The 20,805-nt window shown below is 74.4% G+C and carries 6 protein-coding genes; 2 read left to right on the forward strand and 4 right to left on the reverse strand.

Annotated elements, in window-relative coordinates:
* Positions 1–15: 15 nt before the first annotated feature.
* The 3 genes from ACZ6AA_RS08425 to ACZ6AA_RS08435 all read right to left on the reverse strand — a co-directional run bounded on the left by ACZ6AA_RS08425 (position 16) and on the right by ACZ6AA_RS08435 (position 16,987).
* Positions 16–13,170, reverse strand: a complete 13,155-nt coding sequence (locus ACZ6AA_RS08425; protein ID WP_471457841.1) for a type I polyketide synthase — start codon at positions 13,168–13,170, stop codon at positions 16–18.
* Between the two features lie 1,630 nt (positions 13,171–14,800).
* The gene (locus ACZ6AA_RS08430) at positions 14,801–15,283 is read right to left on the reverse strand and encodes an alpha/beta hydrolase (RefSeq protein ID WP_471456953.1); all 483 of its coding nucleotides are present in this window, start codon (positions 15,281–15,283) and stop codon (positions 14,801–14,803) included.
* 255 nt (positions 15,284–15,538) lie between these two features.
* Entirely contained in the window at positions 15,539–16,987 is a 1,449-nt protein-coding gene (locus ACZ6AA_RS08435; RefSeq protein ID WP_471456955.1) for an FG-GAP-like repeat-containing protein, read from the reverse strand.
* A 340-nt stretch (positions 16,988–17,327) separates the two neighbouring features.
* Between ACZ6AA_RS08435 and ACZ6AA_RS08440 the strand changes: the two genes are divergently transcribed.
* Both ACZ6AA_RS08440 and ACZ6AA_RS08445 read left to right on the forward strand, forming a co-directional pair.
* Complete coding sequence (locus tag ACZ6AA_RS08440; RefSeq protein WP_471456957.1) at positions 17,328–19,223, forward strand: protein-arginine deiminase family protein; 1,896 nt, start codon at positions 17,328–17,330, stop codon at positions 19,221–19,223.
* 126 nt (positions 19,224–19,349) lie between these two features.
* On the forward strand, positions 19,350–19,988 hold the full coding sequence (locus tag ACZ6AA_RS08445) for a hypothetical protein (protein ID WP_471456959.1): 639 nt from the start codon (positions 19,350–19,352) through the stop codon (positions 19,986–19,988).
* 116 nt (positions 19,989–20,104) lie between these two features.
* Here ACZ6AA_RS08445 and ACZ6AA_RS08450 read toward each other — a convergent pair whose 3' ends face one another.
* A complete protein-coding gene (locus tag ACZ6AA_RS08450; RefSeq protein ID WP_471456961.1) occupies positions 20,105–20,788 on the reverse strand; it encodes a GntR family transcriptional regulator in 684 nt (227 codons plus the stop codon).
* Positions 20,789–20,805 lie beyond the last annotated feature (17 nt).

Raw genomic sequence — 20,805 nt, forward strand, 5'->3', positions numbered from 1 at the left:
TGCGGTCCGACCGGTTCACGAGGTCTCAAGTTCGTTGTCGAGGTAGCCGAAGAGTTCGTCGTCGGTGGCCGCGTCGAAACCGGCCTCCGCGTCGTCCTCGGCGTCATCGGCCCGGGCGTCGCTCCAGTTGGCGAGCAGGGCGCGCAGCCGCAGGTCCACCTTGGTGGCGGTGCCGTCGTCGGTGAGCGCGAGCAGCGCGCTCTCCAGTTGGTCGAGTTGGTCGAGCACGCCGGACCCCGGGTCGGGCTCGTCGCTCGGGAGCAGCGTGAGCAGATGCCGGGTGATCGCGGCGGCCGACGGGTGGTCGAAGACGAAGGTCGAGGCGAGCCGCAGGCCGGTGGCCGCGGTGAGCCGGTTGCGCAGCTCCACCGAGGTCAGCGAGTCGAACCCGAGGTCGCCGAGCGCACGGCCGGGGTCGACCTCGGTGTCGGCCGCGTAGCCGAGCACCGCCCCCACCTGGGTGCAGACCAGGTCGAGGACCGTCTGCTCGCGTTCCTCTGCGGGCCGGCCCGCGAGGGTGTCGGCGAACGTCGTGGCCGCGACGGGGGCCACCGATGTGGCGCGGCGGGCGGGGGCGCGGACCAGGCCCCGCAGCAGCGGGGGCAGGGTGCCGTCGGCCGCCTGACCGCGCAGCGCGGCGGTGTCGAGGAGGACCGGCACGAGTACCGGGCGGTCGTCGCGCGTCGCCGCGTCGAACAGCGCGAGCGCGTCGTCGGTGGGCAGTTCGAGGACGCCGGAGCGGCCGAGCCGGGCCCGGTCGCCCTCGTCGAGGCCCGCCGTCATGCCGCTCGCGGCGGCCCACAGGCCCCACGCCACGGAGACGCCGGGCAGGCCGAGCGCGTGGCGGCGCCGCACGAGCGCGTCGAGCGCCGCGTTGGCGGCCGCGTAGCTGCCCTGACCCGCGCTGCCGAGGACTCCGGCCGCCGAGGAGAAGACGACGAACGCGGACAGGTCGGCGTCCCTGGTCAGCTCGTCCAGGTGCAGCAGGCCGTCGACCTTCGGGCCGAAGACGCGGTCGACGCGTTCGGGCGTCAGCGACTCCAGTACGCCGTCGTCGACGACGCCCGCGGTGTGCACGACCGCGCCGAGCGGCCGGTCCAGCGAGGCGAAGAGCGCCACGACCGAGTCCCGGTCGGCCACGTCGCAGGCCGCCACGGACACCTCGGCGCCCAGCGCGGCCAGTTCGTCGCGCAGTTCCTCGGCGCCCTCGGTCGCGAGTCCCTTGCGGCCCGCGAGGACGAGGTTGCGGACGCCTCGTTCGGCGACGAGGTGCCGGGCCACGATCGCGCCGAGCGTGCCGAGGCCGCCGGTCACCAGGACCGGGCGGTCCGGGTCGATCGGTGCGGGCACGGTCAGCACGGCCTTGCCGGTGAGCCGGGCCGCGCCGACGTGACGGAACGCCTCGGGTGCGCGGCGGACGTCCCAGGCGCGCACCGGCAGGGAGTTCAGCACGCCCGCCTCGCAGAGCGCGAGGACGTCGGCGAGCATCTCCTGGCAGCGGTCGGGGCCCGGCTGCGGCTGGTCGAATGCGGCGTGCTTGACGCCGGGCGGCAGGGCGTCGGGCTCGCGGCCTTCGGCCCTGCCCGGCTCGATGAACCGCCCGTCGTCGTGAAGGAGTTCCAGGCAGGCGTCGGTGAACTCCCGTGCCGCCGGGGAGGTGTCCACGTTCTCCCGCGCTTCCGGAGAGGCCGCCGCGGACTCCCGCGCCAGCGGGTTCAGGACCACGTGCACGCCGCGCCCGCCGCTCTCCACGGCGAACTTCGCCGCGAAGTCGGTGTCGTCCGACGACGCCAGGTGCGAGTCGGGCACGCCCGCCGCCCGAACGACGTCCCACTCCTCGGGACGCGCGGTCGCGAACACCTCGGCGCCCCAGTGCCGGGCGAGCTGGACAGCCGCCATGCCGACGTCGCCCGCCGCCCCATGGACGAGGACGGACTCGCCGCGGCGCAGGCCGGCCAGGTCGTGCAGGGCGTGGTACGCGGTGAGGAAGGCCAGCGGCACCGACGCGGCGTCCGCGAAGGACCAGCCCGCGGGGACCGGGGCGAGGAGCCGGTGGTCGGTGACCGCGAGCGGGCCGAAGCCCTTCGTGGCCAGGCCGAGCACGTGGTCGCCCACGGTCAGGCCGGTCACCGCCGAGCCGACCTCGGTGACCACGCCCGCGACCTCGCTGCCCGGTTCGGCGGCGTCGGGGTGGGCGTCGAGGGCGAACAGCGCGTCGCGGAGGTTCAGGCCTGCCGCGCGGACGGCGACGCGTACCTCGCCGGGTGCGAGGGGCGCGGTGGCGTCCGGGTGCGGCACCAGGGCGAGGCCGTCCAGGGAGCCGCGCGGCTGGACGTCGAGGCGCCAGGGGCCGTCGGCGGGCGGGGTGAGCAGCCGGTCGGCGGTGGTGCGGGCAAGCCTGGGCACGGTCACCCGGCCTGCCCGTACGGCCAGTTGGGGCTCGTCGGAGGCCAGCGCGGCGGGCACGGCGAGGGCGGAATCGGCGGCGGCGTCGAGGTCGACGAGCGCGAACCGGCCGGGGTTCTCGGTCTGGGCCGACCGGATCAGGCCCCACACGGCGGCCTGCGCCGGGTCGGGCGCGTCGGTGTCGACGGCGCCGCGGGTCACGAACACCAGGCGCGTGCTCGTGGTCCGCTCGTCGGCGAGCCAGGCCTGGGCCAGGGCGAGCGCCCAGGACACCGCGTCCCGCGCCGCCTTCCCGTCCGCGTCGGACGCTCGGGGGCAGCGGGCGAGCAGGTCGGTCACGCCGTCGAGGTCGGCGAAGCCGGAGACGGTGGGGGTGTCGAGTCCGAAGTCGGCCGCGCCCAGGCCGAGGCCGTCCGCCCCAAGCCCGTCCGCCCCAAGCCCGTCCGCCCCAAGCCCGTCCGCCCCAAGCCCGTCCGCCCCGAGGCCGTCCACGCCGAGCACCGCGAGCCCGACCGGCCGCTCCCCGGTCGCGGCAAGCGGCGCCCACTCCACTTCGAGCAGTGCGTCGGAGGTCCCGGAGGCGGCCCTGCCGAGGTCCGCCGGTCGCATCACCAGTGACTCGACGGTCGCCACCGGCCGCCCGGCCGGGTCCGCGACGGACAGCGACATCTCGTTCTGCCCCTGCCCAGTGGGCGACCAGCGCACCCGCAGCGCCGAGGCGCCGACGGCGTGCAGCCGCACTCCCCGGAAGCTGAACGGCAGCCGGGGGCCCGCGCCGACCTCGTCGAGGGCGCGCAGCACGGGCGCGTGCAGCGCGGCGTCGAGCAGGGCGGGGTGGACGCTGAAGCCGTCGCCGACGGTCCCGTCCGGCAGGGCCACCTCGACGTACACGTCGCGGTCGAGGCTCCAGGCCGCGCGCAGCGCGCGGAACACGGGCCCGTAGCCGTAGCCGAGTTCGTCGAGGCGGTCGTAGATGCCCTCGACGTCCATCGGTGTCGCGCCCCGCGGCGGCCACGCCGCGAGGTCGGTCTCCTGCACGTCGCCCGTGGTGAGCATGCCGGTGGCGTGCTCGGTCCACGGGGCGTCGCGGTCGGCGTCGTCGGGCCGTGAGTGCACCCGGATGCTCCGCGTGCCGTCGTTCTCCGCGCCCACCGTGACGCGCAGGGCGAGGCCGCCGCGCTCGGGCAGGGCCATCGGGGCCTGCAGGGTCAGTTCGTCGACGGTGTCGAGGCCGCAGTGGCTCGCGGCGTGCAGGGCGAGGTCGAGGAAGCCGGTGCCGGGGAACAGCACCCGGCCGCCGACGCCGTGGTCGGCGAGCCACGGGTGGGTCCGGGTGGAGAGCCTGCCGGTGAAGACGACGCCGTCGGAGTCGGGCAGCGCGACCGCGGCGCGCAGCAGCGGGTGGTCGCCCGCGGCGACACCGAGGGCCGCGGTCGCCCCGTCGCCCGCGGGGGCGACGGCGGCGGTCAGCCAGTAGCGGTCGTGCTGGAAGGCGTAGGTGGGCAGGTCGACCCGGCGGCCCGGGCCGCCCAGCGCGGCGGCGGCGTCCAGCTTCGCGCCGCGGACGTACAGGTGCGCGGCGGCGAGGGTGAGCGCGTCCGGCTCGGCCCGGTCGGAGCGCAGCGTCGGCACGAACACCGTGTCGGGGGCGCTGTCCTGGCCCATCGCGGCGAGCACGGTGCCGGGCCCGACCTCGACCATCGTGGTCACGCCCTGGGCGACGAGGGCGGTGACGCCGTCGGCGAACCGCACCGGCCGGCGCACGTGCCGCACCCAGTGGTCCGGCGAGGCCAGTTCCTCGGTGTCGACCGGGGCGCCGGTCAGCGTGGACACGATGGGCAGCGTGGGCGGATGCGCGGTGGCGGACGCCACGACGCGGCGGAACGCGGCCAGCATCGGCTCCATGAGCGGCGAGTGGAACGCGTGGCTGACGCGCAGCCTGGTCACCTTGCGGCCCTGTGCCTTGAGGCGGTCGGCGAGGGCGAGCACCTCGGGCTCGCTGCCGGAGAGGACCAGGGAGTTGGGGCCGTTGATGGCGGCGATGCCGACGTGCTCGGAGAGCTCCGGCGCGATCTCGTCCTCGGCGGCCTGCACGGCGACCATGACGCCACCGGCGGGCAGTTCCTGCATGAGAGCGCCGCGTGCGGCGACGATCGCGCAGGCGTCGGCCAGCGAGAAGACCCCGGCGACGTGCGCGGCGGTGAGTTCGCCGATGGAGTGGCCCGCGAGCGCGTCGGGCGCGAGGCCCCAGGACTCCCACAGCCGGTAGAGGGCGACCTCGACGGCGAACAGCGCGGGCTGGGCGTACTCGGTGCGGTCGAGCAGGGCCTGGTCGTCGCCGAAGACGACGTCGCGCAGCGGCACGGCGAGGTGCGGGTCGAGGTGGGCGAACGCCTCGTCGAGAGCGTCGGCGAACACGGGGTGCGCCGCGTACAGGCCGCGGCCCATGCCGACGCGCTGGGAGCCCTGGCCGGAGAACAGCACGGCGAGCCCGCCGCCGTCGGGGGTGCCGCGCACCACGGCCGGGTCGTCGCCGCCGACGATCAAGGCGTCGAGTCCGACGCGCAGTTCGGAGGTGTCGGTGCCGAGGACGACGGCGCGGTGGTCGAGCGCGGCCCGCCCGGTGGTGAGCGTCGTGGCGACGTCCACCGGGGACAGGCCGGGCCGCTCGTCGACGGTGGCGGCAAGCCGGGCGGCCTGGTCGCGCAGCGCGGCGGTGTCGCGGGCGGACAGCGCCCACGTCAGGGTCCGGCCGTCGGGCTCGGCGGTCGGGGCCTCGGACATGGACTCGGCCTGGGCGTCGGCCTGTTCGAGGATGACGTGGCCGTTGGTGCCGCTGACGCCGAACGCGGACACGGCGGCCCGCCGGGGTCGGTCGGCCTCGGGCCACGGCCGCTCGTCGGCGAGGAGTTCCACGGCGCCGGTCGTCCAGTCCACGTGCTGGGACGGGCGGTCCAGGTGCAGGGTGCGCGGCAGGACGCCGTGGCGCAGGGCCTGCACCATCTTGATGACGCCCGCGATGCCCGAGGCCGCCTGGGTGTGGCCGATGTTGGACTTCAGCGCTCCGAGCAGCAGCGGCTGGTCGGCGGGGCGTTCCTGGCCGTACGTGGCGAGGAGTGCCTGGGCCTCGATGGGGTCGCCGAGCCGGGTGCCGGTGCCGTGGCCCTCGACGGCGTCCACGTCCGCGGCGGACAGGCCCGCGTTGGCGAGCGCCGCGCGGATGACCTGCTGCTGTGCGGGCCCGTTGGGCGCGGAGAGGCCGTTGGAGGCGCCGTCCTGGTTGATGGCGGAGCCGCGGACCACGGCGAGCACTTCGTGGCCGTTGGCCCGGGCGTCGGAGAGGCGTTCCAGAAGGATCAGGCCCGCGCCCTCGCCCCAGCCGACGCCGTCGGCGGCGTCGGCGAAGGGCTTGCACCGGCCGTCGGGGGCCAGGCCGCCCTGCAGGCTGAACTCGGCGAAGGGCAGCGGCGTCACCATGATCGCGGTGCCGCCGGCCAGGGCCATCGAGCACTCCCCCGACCGCAGTGCCTGCACGGCGAGGTGCAGGGCTACCAGCGAGGACGAGCAGGCGGTGTCCACGGTGACGGCGGGGCCGCGCAGGCCGAGGGAGTAGGCGACGCGGCCGGACACGACGCTCAGGGCGTCGCCGGTCAGGCGGTAGCCGTCCATCTCGGGTGTCGCCTGCTCCAGGGTGCCCGAGTAGCTCTGCGGCGAGGCGCCGACGAACACGCCGGTGAGGCTGTCGTGCACGGAGGACGGGTCGATGCCCGCCCGTTCGAAGGCCTCCCAGGCCAGTTCGAGCACCTGCCGCTGCTGCGGGTCCATCGCGAGGGCCTCGCGCGGGGCGATGCCGAAGAAGCCCGCGTCGAAGCCGCCCGCGTCGTCGAGGAAGGCGCCCTCCAGGGTGCGGCTGCGGCCCAGGGCCTCGGCGTCGGCCGGGTACAGCCGGTCGGTGTCCCAGCCCCGGTCGTCTGGGAACTCCCCGATGGCGTCGTGTCCGGCCATGACGAGCGACCACAGGTCCTCGGGGCCGCGGACGCCGCCGGGGTAGCGGCAGCTCATCGCCACCACGGCGATCGGGTCGTCGGCGGTCCGGGTCGTGGTGGCCGGGGTCGGCGTGGCGGACTGCTGTTCGCCGAGCACGACGGTGTGCAGTTCGGCGGCGAGGGCCGTGGGGGTCGGGTGGTCGAACACGACGGTCGCGGGCAGTCGTACGCCGGTCGCGGTGTTGAGGCGCTTGCGGAGTTCGATGGCGGTCAGGGAGTCGAAGCCCAGCTCGCGGAACGCGCGGTCGGGTGTGACGGTGTCGGGTCCTTCGTGGCCGAGCACCGCGGCGGCGTGGCCGCGGACCAGGTCGAGCAGGACGCGGCGGCGGTCGGCGTCGGTGAGTCCGGCGAGGCGGTCGGCGAGCGCGCCACCGGCGGCGGGCTGGTCCACCGCGTCCTGCGCGGCGAGCGCGACGACGTCGGGTATCTCGCTGATCAGGGGACGGGAGCGGGCGGCCGTGAAGCCGGGGGCGAAGCGGGCCCAGTCGAAGTCCGCGACCGTGAGGGTGGTCTCGCCCGCCGCGAGGGCGGTGGCGAGCGCGCCGACCGCGAGCTCCGGCCGCATGGGGCGCAGGCCCCGGCGGCGCAGTTGGTCGTCCAGGTCGCCGGTGACCATGCCGCCGCCCGCCCACATGCCCCAGGAGACCGAGGTGGCGGGCAGTCCGTCGGCGTGGCGGCGCTGCGCGAGGCCGTCGAGGAAGGCGTTGGCGGCGCCGTACGCCCCCAGCTCGCCGCTGCCCCACACCGCGGATCCTGAGGAGAACAGCACGAACGCGTCCAACTCGCGTCCGGCGCACAGCTCGTCGAGGTGGACGGCGCCGACGGCCTTGGCGCCGACGGCGTGGGCGAGGTCCGAGGTGGCGGTGTCGGCGAGGGGCAGGGACGGGACGGTGCCCGCCGCGTGGAAGACGGAGCGGACCGGGGTGCCGTCGGCGTCGAGCCCGGCGAACAGGTCGGCGAGGGCGGTGCGGTCGGCGGCGTCGCAGGCGGCGACGGTGGTCCGGGCGCCGAGCGCGGTGAGTTCGGCCGCGAGTTCCTGGGCGCCGGGGGCGTCCGGGCCGCTGCGGCTGGTCAGCACGATGTGTTCGGCGCCGCTGGCGGCGAGCCAGCGGGCGACGTGCCCGCCGATGGCACCGGTGCCGCCGGTGATCAGCGCGGTGCCGCTGGTGCGCCAGGCGGGTGCCGCCGCCGGTGCGGGGGCGGGTACGAGCCGTCGCACCGTCACGCCGGAGGCGCGGATGGCCAGTTGGTCCTCGTCCGTCTGCCCGGCGAGGACGGCGGCGAGCCGGGTGCCGGTCCTGGCGTCGGGGGTCACGGGAAGGTCGACGAGGCCGCCCCAGCGTTCGGGGTGCTCCAGGCCGACGGCGAGGCCGAGGCCCCACACCTGGCTCTGGGCCGGGTGGGTCAGCGGGTCGGAGCGCCCGACGGACACGGCGCCCGTCGTGGCCAGCCACAGCGGCGCGCCGATCCCGGCGTCGCCGAGCGCCCGCACCAGCGCCAGCGTGCCGGAGAGGCCGCCGGGGACGGTCGGCGCCTCGGGGTCGGGCCGTTCGTCGAGGGCCAGCAGGGACAGCACGCCACTGGGTACGACGTCCAGGGCGCTCAGCGACTCGGTCGAGCCGTCGGCGTGCAGGACGTCGGCGCCGTGGGCGCGCAGCGCGTCGGCGGCCGCCGTGAGCCACGGGTGCGCCGCACCGGCCGGCGGGCCGACCAGGAGCCAGGTGCCGGTCAGGGTGGGTGTGGTGGCGGTGTTGTGCGGGCGCCAGGTGATCCGGTGGCGCCACGAGTCGACGGCGGTCCGCTCCTGGCTGCGGCGCCGCCAGTCGGCGAGGCTGGGCAGGACGTCGGTCAGGGGCGCGTCGGCGGGGACGTCGAGCGTGGTGGCGAGGTCGCCGCGCTCGACCGCGGCCCAGAACTCCGCGAACGCGGGGTCGTCGCCGCCCGCCGCGGGGCGGGAGGTCTCGTCGAGCCAGAACCGCCTGCGCTGGAACGGGTACGTCGGCAGGTCCACGTGCCGCCCGGCGGGCACGACGGCATGCCAGTCGAAGGGCAGGCCCTCCACGTACGCCTCGGCGGCGGAGAGCAGGAACCGGTCGAGGTCGCCGTCGTTGCGGCGCAGCGTGCCGACAACGATGGCGTCGCCTTCGGTCGCGTCCACGGTCTCGCGCACGCCGATGGTGAGCACGGGGTGCGGGCTGCACTCGACGAACGCGCCGATGCCGTGGTCGAGGAGGCCGCGCGTGGCCTCTTCGAAGCGGACGGTGTGGCGCAGGTTCTGATACCAGTAGTCGGCGCCGACTTCGGTGCCGGTCAGCCACTCCCCGGTGACGGTGGACAGCATCGGCACGCCCGCGGCCCGGGGCTCCACCCCGGCCAGCACGCCCGCGAGCTCGTCCTCGATGCGCTCGACGTGCGGCGAGTGGGAGGCGTAGTCGACGGGGATCCGCCGGGCCCGCCTGCCATCGGCCGTGCAGGCCTCGACCAGCTCGTCCAGGGCGTCCGCGTCACCGGCGACGACCACCGAGCCGGGGCCGTTGACGGCGGCGACGGAGATCCGCTCGTCCCACGGCGCGATCCACTCGCGGGCTTCGTCGACGGTCGCCGCGAGCGACACCATGCCGCCCTGACCGGACAGCGCGAGGATGGCCTTGCTCCGCTGCGCGACGATCTTGGCGGCGTCGGCGAGGGACAGGGCGCCCGCGACATGCGCCGCGGCGATCTCGCCCTGGCTGTGCCCGACGACCGCGTCCGGCTCCACACCGTACGAACGCCACAGCGCCGCCAGCGACACCATCACGGAGAACAGCGCGGGCTGTACGACGTCGACCCGCTCCAGCTCGCCCGCGTCGCCAAGGACGTCCCACAGCGACCAGTCCACATACGGGGCGAGCGCCTCGGCACACGCCTCCATCGAGGCACGGAACACCGGCGACGACTCCGCCAACTCCGCGCCCATGCCGAGCCACTGCGAGCCCTGGCCGGGGAACACGAACGCCACCTTGCCCGCGGGCCCGGCGACACCCGTGGCCACCCGCGCCGACTCGACGCCCCGGGCCACCGCCGTCAGCGCATCGGCGCCGCCCGAGACCACCACGGCCCGGTGCTCGAAGACCGAGCGGGACAACAGACCGGCCGCCATGTCGGCGGGCGTCAACTGCTCCACGACGGCGGCGAGTCGGGCGGCGTGGGCGCGCAGGGCGTCCTCCGAGCGCGCGGAGAACACCAGCGGCACGGACGCGGACGACGGCTCCGGGTCGGCCGGAACCTCGTCGGGCGCCTGCTCCAGGACGGCGTGGGCGTTGGTGCCGCTGATGCCGAACGAGGACACACCGGCCCGCCGGGGGCGCTCGACCTCCGGCCACGGCGTGGTCTCGGTGACGAGCGACACCGCGCCCGTCGTCCAGTCCACGTGCGGGGTGGGCTCGGTGATGTGCAGGCTCTTGGGCAGCTCGCCGTGCTGCAGCGCGAGCACCATCTTGATCAGGCCCGCGACGCCGGACGCGGCCTGTGTGTGGCCGATGTTCGACTTCACCGAGCCGAGCAGCAGCGGCCGGTCGGCCGGGTGCTCCTGGCCGTAGGTGGCGAGCAGCGCGTCCGCCTCGATGGGGTCGCCCAGCTTCGTGCCGGTGCCGTGTGCCTCGACGGCGTCGACCTCGGCGGCGGACACGCCCGCGTCGGCGAGCGCCTGCCGGATCACCCGGCGCTGCGCGGGGCCACTGGGGGCGGTGAGGCCGTTGGACGCGCCGTCCTGGTTGATGGCGGTGCCCTTGACCAGCGCGAGCACGGGGTGGCCGTTGCGGCGCGCGTCGGAGAGCCGCTCCAGGAGCACCATGGTGGCGCCCTCGGCGAGGCCGAACCCGTCCGCACTGGCCGAGAACGCCTTGCTGCGGCCGTCGGGGGCCAGCGCGCGCTGCCTGCTGAACTCCACGAACAGGCCCTGCGACGGCATGACCGTGACGCCGCCCGCGAGCGCGACGGTGCACTCGCCGCGGCGCAGCGACTGCACGGCCAGGTGCAGGGCGGCCAGCGAGGACGAGCACGCCGTGTCGACGGTGACGGCGGGCCCCGAGAAGCCGAACGTGTAGGAGAGCCTGCCGGACGCGACGCTCGCGGTGTTGCCGGTGAGGAGGTAGCCCTCCAGGTCCGCGGGCGCCTCGTGCAGCCGGGGCCCGTAGTCCATCGTCATCGCGCCCACGAACACGCCCGCGCGGCTGCCCCGCAGCCCCGCCGGGTCGATGCCCGCGCGCTCGATCGCCTCCCAGGAGATCTCCAGGAGCAGCCGCTGCTGCGGGTCCATGCCGAGGGCCTCGCGCGGCGATATCCCGAAGAACTCCGGGTCGAACTCGGTGGCTTCGTGCAGGAAACCGGCTTCGCGCTGGTAATAGCCGCCCACCCGCTCGGCGTCCTCGTCGTAGCGTCCGTCCAGGTCCCAGCCGCGGTCGGCGGGGAACGCGGTGATGCCGTCGCCGCCCGCGGACAGCAGCTCCCACAGGTCCTCGGGGCTGTGGACGCCGCCGGGCAGGCGGCAGCTCATCGCGACGACGGCGATCGGATCGTCGTCGCCGCCCGTCATGAGGACCGGCGCCTCGTCGTCGTCGGTGGGCGCGCCGCGCAGAACCCGGTCGATGTGTGTGGCGAGGCCTCGGCACGTCGGGTTGTCGAACACCGCGGACACGGGCAGCTTCAGGCCGGTGGCGGCGTTCAGGAGGTTGCGCAGGGTCACCGCGCCCGCCGAGTCGACACCCAGCTCCAGGAGCGGCGCGTCCACGTCGGCGGAGAGCGCGGCGTCCTCGCCCGCGACGGCGGCGACCTGCGCGCGGACCAGGTCGAGGAGGAGTTCGTGGCGGTCGGGGGCGGCCGCGAGCCGCTCGGCGAGGGTCGGGGCGGGGGTGGCTGCGGGCGCCGCGTCCAGCGGGTACGCGGGCAGCGGCACCGCGCGGGCGTCCCGGCCCGCGAACACCGCGTCCCAGTCGGGGAGTACGCCGTGCGCGTGCAGCGCGGCGAGCGCGGCGGTCAGGTGGTCGGCGCTGCCCGGGCCCCGGCGCAGCGTCCCGATGACGACGGCGTCCACGGCGGCGTCCTCGGCGGTCTCCTGCACGGCCCGGGTGAGCACGGGGTGCGGGCTCGACTCGACGAGCAGGCGGTGGCCCGCGGCCAGAGCGGCGCGGGTGGCGCTCTCGAAGTCGGCGGTGTGGCGCATGTTGCGGCACCAGTGGTCCGCGGTGAGCGTGAGCGGGTCGACCCGCGCGCCCGTGGTGCCCAGGTAGATCGGCACGTCCGTCGGGCGGGGCTCGATCGGGGCGAGGTCGGCGCGCAGTCCGTCGAGGACCGCGTCGACCTGGCGGCCGTGCGCCGCGATGCGGATGTCGATGGCCCTGGCCTTGATGCCGTCCGCGGCCAGTTCGGCGAGGAGTTCTTCGGCCTCGTCCTCGACGCCGGAGACCAGGACTGAGCCGGGGGCGTGCACGGCTGCGAGGTCGAGGCCGTCGTAGCGGGTCAGGCGTTCGCGTACCTCGTCGGCGGACGCGAGGACGGACAGCATCACGCCGCGTTCGAGCAGGTGCACTTGCGCCTGGCTGAACAGCGCCACGGCCCGCGCGCCGTCCTCGACGGACAGCGCGCCCGCGACCGTCGCTGCGGGGATCTCACCGGCGCTGGAGCCGATCACGGCGTCGGGTCGCACGCCCCAGGAGCGCCACAGGGCGGCCAGCGCCACCATCATGGCCCAGAGCGCGGGCTGGCCCACGTCGGGACGGTCGAGCGACGGGGTGTCCGTCGTGCCGCGCAGTACGTCCATGACGGGCCAGTCGACGTGCGGCTGGAGGGCGTCCACGCAGGTCCGCAGGTGCTCGGCGAATTCCGGGTACCGGGTCGTCAACTCGTCGGCCATGCCCGGCCACTGCGGTCCGTGCCCGGGGAACACGAAGGCGAGGCCGTCCGCGGCGGCCGGTGTGGGGCCGCCGGTCGCGAGTCCCGGCACCGGTAATCCGCCTTCGCTGAAGGCGAGCAGTTCCTCGGCGAGCCGCGCCCGGTCGCCGCCGACGAACACGGCGCGCTCGGCGAGGGCGGGGCGGGTGGTGGCGAGGGACAGGGCGATGTCGGCGAGGGGCAGGTCCGGCTCGGCGTCGAGCAGGGTGCGCAGGTCGGCGGCGCGTGCCCGCAGGGCGTCCTGGTTGTGGGCCGACAGCGTGAGCGGGACGGCGGGGCCGTCCGCCGCTTCGCGGCCGGGGCCGGGGCGGCCCGCGTGCTGCGCTGCCTCGACGAGAGCGAGAACGTTGTCAGGCCACGTGTGGTCGGTGCCGAGCCGGTAGCCGAAGGTCGCGGTGCGGGCGTCGTCGCCCCGCGCGAGCACGGCGTGGGCGCCGCCGGAGCCGACGAGCGCCCGCTCGCACGCGCCGGAACGCACGGCTGCGAGGGCGTCGGCGAGGGCGTCGGGCCCGGTCCGGCGCGGGCCGCGGAGGCCGAGCGCGTCCGCTAACTCGTCCGCGTCGCCCGGGGCGCCCGTGTCCGTGCCGTCGGCGGTCACGAAGACGCCGATGCCCGCCCGGTCGTCGCCGACGCCCGCGTCCTCACAGGCCGTCCACGCCGACTCCACGGCGGCGATCCGGTCCGCCGGCGGCGTCACGCCGGTCAACTCGGCCCACACACCGGGATCCGGCTCGGTCCGCACCGGTGCCGCGGGGGCGACTCCGATGACGGCGACAGTGCCGATGTCCACTCGTGCCAATTCGCACATGGCAGCCCCTGCCCTCGTCAATCGTCCACTAAAGAACACGCACTTGATTGGCCCGAATTGACTTCGATCACTTCTCAGCCAATCGGTCCTGACAACTGGCGCAAGTCAAGACCAGGGCTCCAGAAATTGTCAACTGACGTCCATTTCAAGTCGGTCGACGTCTATTTCCGGTCTCAACCATGGCTGGCCATGTTTGGCGTATCGCGCCCGCGCGAGGAATACACAACACCGACACACGGACGCCAGTCGGCACGCCCTGACTCATGAAATTTACGGGGCGGACCTCAGGGATTCACCGGGGCCGTTGCCCTTTAGGGCAACGGAAACCCCAGCTCATAGCACGTGACATGACCGTAGGGGCACGTGGAGGTGTGACGAGTTCGAAACATCTGGTTCACGCGGGGACATGTCCCTGTCACGCGACCGCCCGTCTCGGGTCACGCGGAGCTCCATAACAGGTAAACGCCTGCCAATATTGGCGCCTAAACGCCGATCAGATGACGGGAAAATGACGCCGGGCAGACGGGTGGCGCACTCCTGGAGAACACCGATGCGGGGCCCAGGGCGCGGCGGCAGCGCGGGCGAAGAAGCAGTTCTGGCGTGCCGCGCGGAGGGCACGGGACGCCCCGGCCCGGCGCTCCCGGCCGATGACGCCCCGCCTGTCGAGACACGGCGCGGCCGTGAACTGGGAAGACGAAGACGCCGGTGGCATCGCCCCTGAGGGCGCGCCACGGGCGGGACGGGCGGCGCGGGTCAGCGATACCCGGAGCAGGTCATGCGTGCGGGCTGGGCCGCCTCGGCGTGGCCCAGCCGGATGCGGCTTTCGTACCGCGCGTCAGCCGTCGGCGCAGGAATGAGCCAGGAAAGCGCGGCGAGCGGCGATTTCACGGCCGTCGGGACGCGCGGGAATGAATGACGAAAACCCTGTTTCCGTTCTCGACAGAACACAGGCCGGATAGAGGTGTGCAATACGTCGAGGCATGTAATACAGCGAAGTGCGCACTCCATGCTTCGAGTAGTGCGGGACGCCGGGGGCCTACTTAGTTCTGGGTATGGACAACGGCGCGGAAAGGTCTCCGCGGGGCGGCCGAGAGGGCTCGCCGGGAAGTACCAGAACCTGTATCGCCGGTCACCGGACCTCAGTCTCCCTTTACCTGGACTCCACATGAGCATCGGGCCCACTGCGAGAAGTCGGGGAATGACTCTCCGGGAGGCCCAATGGGGGGTGCGCGGGTGTCTCGCTCACGGATCAGGTGAATGCGATGTCACCGCGTTGCGCCTGCGGCAACAGTATCGGACCGCCCTTTGCCCGTACCAGTCTGACCTTTTGTGGCTATCGGCGGCGCGATCACACTTCCTTACTCCTGCGTCAGATACGTTGTCGCGCGCGCCGAACGCCCCATATCTATGCCTAAGCGAAGAGCCACCGCCGGTGCGACCTGGGCGTCAGCTCCGCCCGGTTCGCATCCGCGATACCTGGCACCAACACCCTCCGGGCACCGGGCACCACTCCCGGGAACGGGCATCCGCGCAGCGGGCCGTGCCCGTTTGGCCAACATGACTGCCCGTTTCCCGCCCGTATCGGGCCCTTAAATGATCACCGTGGCCCATCTCACAACGCGCCCGGGCGATCACGCACCGCAGTCCGCCGAGGGCTGCCCCAAACCGGCGCGGAGGAAGTCGAGGATCTGCGCCGCGCGGCCTCGGCCTGCGGGACCACACCCGGCAGGCTCGGGAACGCGTGCGGCGCTTCGGGATGTTCGGCGAGCCGCACGGCCGTCCCGGCCTCCCGCAGCCGTTCGGCGTAGCGACGGCCGTGGCCGGCCAGCGGGTCGTGGGTCGGCACCACCACGGGCGCCGGGGGCAGGGCGAGGGTCAGAGTGTGTGCGTGCTCGGTGATCGAGGCGTACACGAACACCGTCCCGGTCACGTCGACCGCGGGGTTGACCAGGACCTGCGCCCGCAGGCCCAAGCCGACCCGACCGGCCCGGATCGCCACCAGGGCGCTGATCTGCGCGCCGCAGCTCTCGCCGAAGACAGCGGAGGAGGCGGTGCTCCACCGAGACGACGACGGCGGGCTGTTGGGCCGCCACATGGCTGGTGACCCAGTCGCACTGCGCCGCCGTCCCCACGAACCCGCCCCCGTGCACGTGGAGCACCAGCGGCAGTCCGGCCCGCTCGGCGCCCCGGCCGTCGCGCCCCGGACATCCGCGTACCGACACCGGCCATCCAGACCCCGGACCCGAAAAGGCCCCGGGGGCCCTGTCGCCGACGAGTGTCGAGCGACAGGGCCCCCGGGGCCTTGCACAGGTACTAGTGGTGCGAGCAGTACGCCTGGTACGAAACCCGGTCAGCGGTCGAGCACGCCGAACTCCCCGCCGGGCCACGGCACCTCGGAGTCCACCGGCGGCTTCACCACGCGGGTGGGCGCGGTCCCGGCGATCTTGCCGCTCTTCGTTCCGACCGACCAGACCTCAGAGGTGTTCGCCCGGACCGGGATGGTGATCTCGGGCTGCTTGTCGCCGTTGAGGTCCGTGACCTTGAGCAGTTGGGGGATGCGGTAGACGCCCGCGGGCCGGGGCAGGCCTGGCGCGTTGTAGCTGGTGAACAGGGCACCGGTGCCGGTCACGCCCTTCTTGGCGCCCTTGAGCACGTACAGGCCGCCCCCGCTGATGTAGCAGTGCTCGCAGGTGGCGTGCCGCTCGCCGGGGGCGCCGACGATCAGGTCGGCGTAGCCGTCCCGGTTGAGGTCGCCGGTGGCGACGTCGAAGCCGAAGCTGTCGCCCGCCTCGACGCCGCCGGGGACACCGGCGCTGTCCTCGGTGAAGACCTTGGCGGCGCGGTTCTCGTCCACGCCGCCCGAGGAGCCGTACTGCACCTGGACGCGGCCCGCGTGGCGCTCGGAGTCGCTCACGTACGTCGAGTCGCCGACCGCGATGTCGCCGTACCCGTCCTTGTCGAAGTCGCCGATCGCGACGCTGTTGCCGCCGCGGACGCTGGCCGCGGTCTTGCGCAGCCCGGACGCGCCGCCGAGCAGCACCCGGCCCTTCCTGCGCTCCTCGCCGAGGACCACGAGGTCGTCGATGGCGCCCTTGTTGATCCGGCCGACGGCCAGCCGCTTCTGGGCGTCGGTGTACCTGAAAGAGGCGCCGACATCCACGGTCCTGGCCGACGCGGGCGAGCCGTCCGCCTTGAAGGGGCCCTTGTGCAGGCGGATCGCCGTGGAGTAGCCGACGATCAGGTCGGTCTTGCCGTCCCCGGTGAAGTCACCGGACTTCAAGGCCGTGCCGATTTCGGGTCCGGCCTCGCCGCCGGGCATCACGGTGCCGCCCTTGAGGCCGGTGGGGCTGCCCCAGAGCAGCGTGACCTCGGCGCGGGACGCGACGGCGAGGTCCGCGTAGCCGTCGGCGTTGAAGTCGCCGCCCGCGACCGTCCGACCGAACCGCTGGTCCTGCCGCGCGTCTCCCGGCACACCGGGGCTGTTCTGGGTGACGGCCTTCAGGCCGGTCTTCTGGGCGCCGTTCTTCGAGCCGTACGAGATGGTGACGTAGCCCGCGCTGAGGGCCCGGGTGGTGCCGCCGTCCGCCCCGGGGACGTTCACGGCGCCGTCCGGGGCGCCGATCGCGAGGTCGTGGTACCCGTCGCCGTTGAAGTCGTCGGCGTACCGGGTGGGCGCGGGGCCCGCGGGGGCGGCCTGGGCCGCCTGGGTGCCGGTGAGGCCCGGCAGCCCCCCGGTGAGTGTCGTGACCGTCGTGGCCGCCGCGGCGACCACGACCGCGCGACGGATGTGGCTGCGCACGTCCGTTTCCCCCTCTGGGAAGTGAGTTGATTGCACCCCCAAGACCCGTGACGTGCGGGAACGGTTGTGCGGATCTTCACGGCACTTTCACCTCCGCGCTCGGCCCCGTCCGCGACGGCCGCACCGGCGGGGCCGACGACCGGGGCGCTCGGGCCACACCCGCAGGAGGACGGAGCGGCGGCACGCTAGCCCCATCGATGTACTGGCGGGCTCCGCACTCGGCACGATGAACGGCCCCTCGGCGCGGACGAGCATGGAAAGCGGACATTCCCCCCACCTGCTCGCACAGCTCGTACCTGCTCACTCCTGCTCGCACCCGCCGCCTCGAGGAGGCCCCGTCGTGCCCAAGGCATCGAGATCACGCACGCAGCGCACCACAACGGCCGTCACCGTCACCCTGCTCGCCGCCACCGCCCTGGCCGGGCCACCGGCGGCCGCGGCCGACCGGCCCCCCGGCGCCGGACCGCGCGCGGACCTGCGCGCCGACGTCGACCAGGACGGCCGCGTGGACGTCACCGGCGGCTCCGACGAGGCCGGGGAGGACGCCTGGCGGCCGGGGCGCGGCGCGGTGTTCCTCGCGAACGTCGACGACGACTCGCGGCGCTGCCGGACGCGCCCCGGCGACCTGGACCGGATCGACCCGGCCGTGGACACCCGCCTCGCCGCCTGCCACGACGCGGCCGACGAGAAGGTCAACGGGCCGCGCGACGCGGCCGATCTGGCGCCGCTGCGCATCGCGCCGACAGCCGTGGGCGACGACGCCACGGGCCACGTCACGGTCCCCGCCACGCAACGCCCGTACGTCCGGCTCTTCGTCAGGCGCGACGGCCACCTGCGCGTCCTGCGCGGCCCCCTCACCGCCGCCGAGCTGCGCGCCGGGGTCGAACTGGCCCTGGAGGGCCGCGACATCGTCCGTGACCCGCGCCGCTGGAACGGCCAGGTCGACGTGACGCTCACCGTGCGCGACCAGGGACACCGGAGCGACGATCACGTCCGCCTGAAGGTGGCGCCCGTGCTGTTCCAGAACGACCTCCAGCGCGCGCAGAGCGTCTTCGCGGCCAAGCCGGGCCCCGGCAGCGGCGCCATCCCCGGGGGCGTCGGCGCCGGCTACCGGCCGCGCGAGTGGAAGCCGTTCGCCTCCTCGCTGCGCCGGGCCGCGCGCGCCGCGGGCCTCGCCGACCGGGACGTGACGTTCACGGCGGGGACCCGCCAGTGGTGGCGCGACATCTGGCGGCAGGACATGGTGGAGCCCACCGTCGCGAGCGTGCCCGCGCCCGGCGGCCGGGTGCACACCATGCGCGTACTGCTGCGCAGCCCCATGAAGTGGATGTCGCCCGACGGTGGCAGAACGACCCTCAGCCGGTCCGGGCGGCTGCTGTTCCGTGACCTCCGGGGTCCGGACGTCGGCGTCGTGCAGCACTTCACGCCCGGCCGCGAGCCGGACGGCATGGACCTGCAGAACGCCACCGGCAACTTCGAGTCCCTGCCGCCCTCTCCGGGGTATCCGCGAGGGCGGGTCCTGTACGGCACCGATCCGCTCCGGCAGCCGGACGCGTCGTACGTGAAGATGATCGAGGCGCAGGCCCAGCAGCCCTCCCTCACCATCGACACGTCCTGGCTGCTGGTCGGCCATGTGGACGAGACGGTGCATGTGGTGCGGGCGGACAACGCGCGCGGCTGGACGCTCGCCGTCGCCGACCCGCGCCAGGGGCTCGACCTGCTGCGGCGCACCCAGCGCGCGGGCCAGGGCGGGCAGCGGATGTTCGCCGCGACGACCATGCCCGACAAGCCGACCGTCGACGAGCTCCTGGCCGACGACGAGTTCCTCGCCGACAACGCGAAGGCCGCGGGCCACATCGACGGCCAGATCCGCGCCCTGCTGCGGCAGACCGGCCTGACCGAGCGCGACCTGGTGCGCCTGCCCGTGCTCTACACCATGGCCACCGTCCACCCCGAGATCCCCGAGGGCGCGGTCGCCCTCTCCCCCAGCATCGCCAACGGCCTGTCCCTGACCAGCCGTGACTACGCGGCGCCCGACCCCCATGGTCCCCGTCTGCGCGGCCGCGACCTGTTCCGCGCGGCGGCCGAGAAGGCGCTGGCCACGGGCGGGGTGCGCGTGCACTGGGTGGAGAACTTCGCCTGGGCGCACCTGGCCGGAGGTGAGGTGCACTGTGCGACGAACGCGCTGCGGGACACCTCCGGGACGGCACGGTGGTGGGCTCGGCGCACGGCATAGCAGGACATAGAGTGATCGGTCGCAGCCCGCGGCCGAGTACGCCGCGGGCTGCGTCGTCGATCACCTCTCCGCGGTCCGCCCGGCAAGCCCTGGGCGCCGCGGATCTCTCAGCCAGGAGTTGTTCCCTTGTCCTCACGTGAGCATGTGAAGTCGCAGGCACCCGCCGGATCCACGCCTCTCGGCGCGGCGGCCCGGCGCATCCGGCGGCTGTCGGTGGCGGCCGCGGGGGCCGGTGCGGCGGCCGTGGCCTGTCTCGCGGGCACCGTCCCGGCCCACGCGGCCGAGGGTGCCGGGGCGGTGGCCGGGGCCGCCGCCCCCAACGCCGTAGCGGCGACGACCGTGGTGACGGAGGGCCAGGTCAAGGAAGCGGCGCCCGGCGGAACGCTCCTGTACCCCAGCGTCACCAGCTGTCTGACCGTCACCGTCCACCTCCGCTCGGGCGGCGCGGTCGGCGCGCACGCGAGCCTGTTCCAGGTGCCCGGAGAGCTGCGCTCGGACCAGATCCTGGACCGGATCAAGGCCCTGACAGGCGCGCACGAGGTGGCGTCCGTGGAGGTCAGGGGCGCCGTCGGGGCCTGGCATCCGGCGTACTTCACCAAGGCGATCGAGAGCTACGGCGAGGGCGAGGAGGTCCCCGTGCCCACGGGCCGGGACTTCGCCGGGCTGACGGCGGCGGTGGCGCGGGGGCTCGGTGTGCCGACGGCCGCGGTGACCGTCACGGACGTACCCGATGGTGATCAGGTCGTCGAGGTGCGGCGGCACTGACCCGCGGGCCCGGACCGGCCAGGCCTCCGTGCGCCAGTGCCTGGCGGTCCGTCCGGCCTCCAGGACCTCCTGCCCGGCGGCTCGTCAGGCCCCCATGCCGCCCGCCAGGCGGCCTGTCAGGCCTCCGCCACCGCCTGGCGGTCCGTCAGGGCCCGCGCCTTGGCGTTCTCGATGTGCCGCCGCATCTTCTTCGCGGCGCCCTCCGTGTCGCCCGCCGCCATCGCCTCGTATACAGCCGTGTGTTCACGTGCGGGGGACTCGGCCTCGGAGGAGCCGAGTTCGGTGAAGAGGCGGAAGCGCTGGACGTGACCGCCCAGGGAGCGGTAGGCGGTCTCCAGGAACGGGTTGTCGCACTGGGCGGCGATGCGCAGGTGGAAGCGCTCGTCAGCGGCCCAGTACGGACGCACCGAGGCCGAGCGGGGCGCCGCCGCGCAGCGCTTCAGCTCCTCGATGCTCTCCTTGAGTTCGTCCAGGAACTCCGGTGTGGTGCGGCGCGCCGCCTCCTGGACCATCGCCGGTTCCAGGACGAGCCGCGCGTCCATCAGTTTGATCAGTTCGCGCTCGGTGAAGAGCGGTGCGACGCGGTAGCCCTTGAGTGCTTCGCGGCGCACCAGGCCCGTGTGCTCCAGGCGGGCGAGCGCCTCGCGGAGCGGAGTCTGGCTGACGTTCAGCTCCCGGGTCAGGGCTCCGATGTTGAGGGACTGTCCCGGTGACCACATCCCGTCCATGAACTGCCCGAGCAGGACCTCGTACATCTGGTCGGCCAGGGGTTGCCGGGCGGGTGGGCGCGTCGTAGCCATCATGCCTCCTTCGCGCC

Source organism: Streptomyces sp. NPDC040610 (assembly GCF_055594065.1).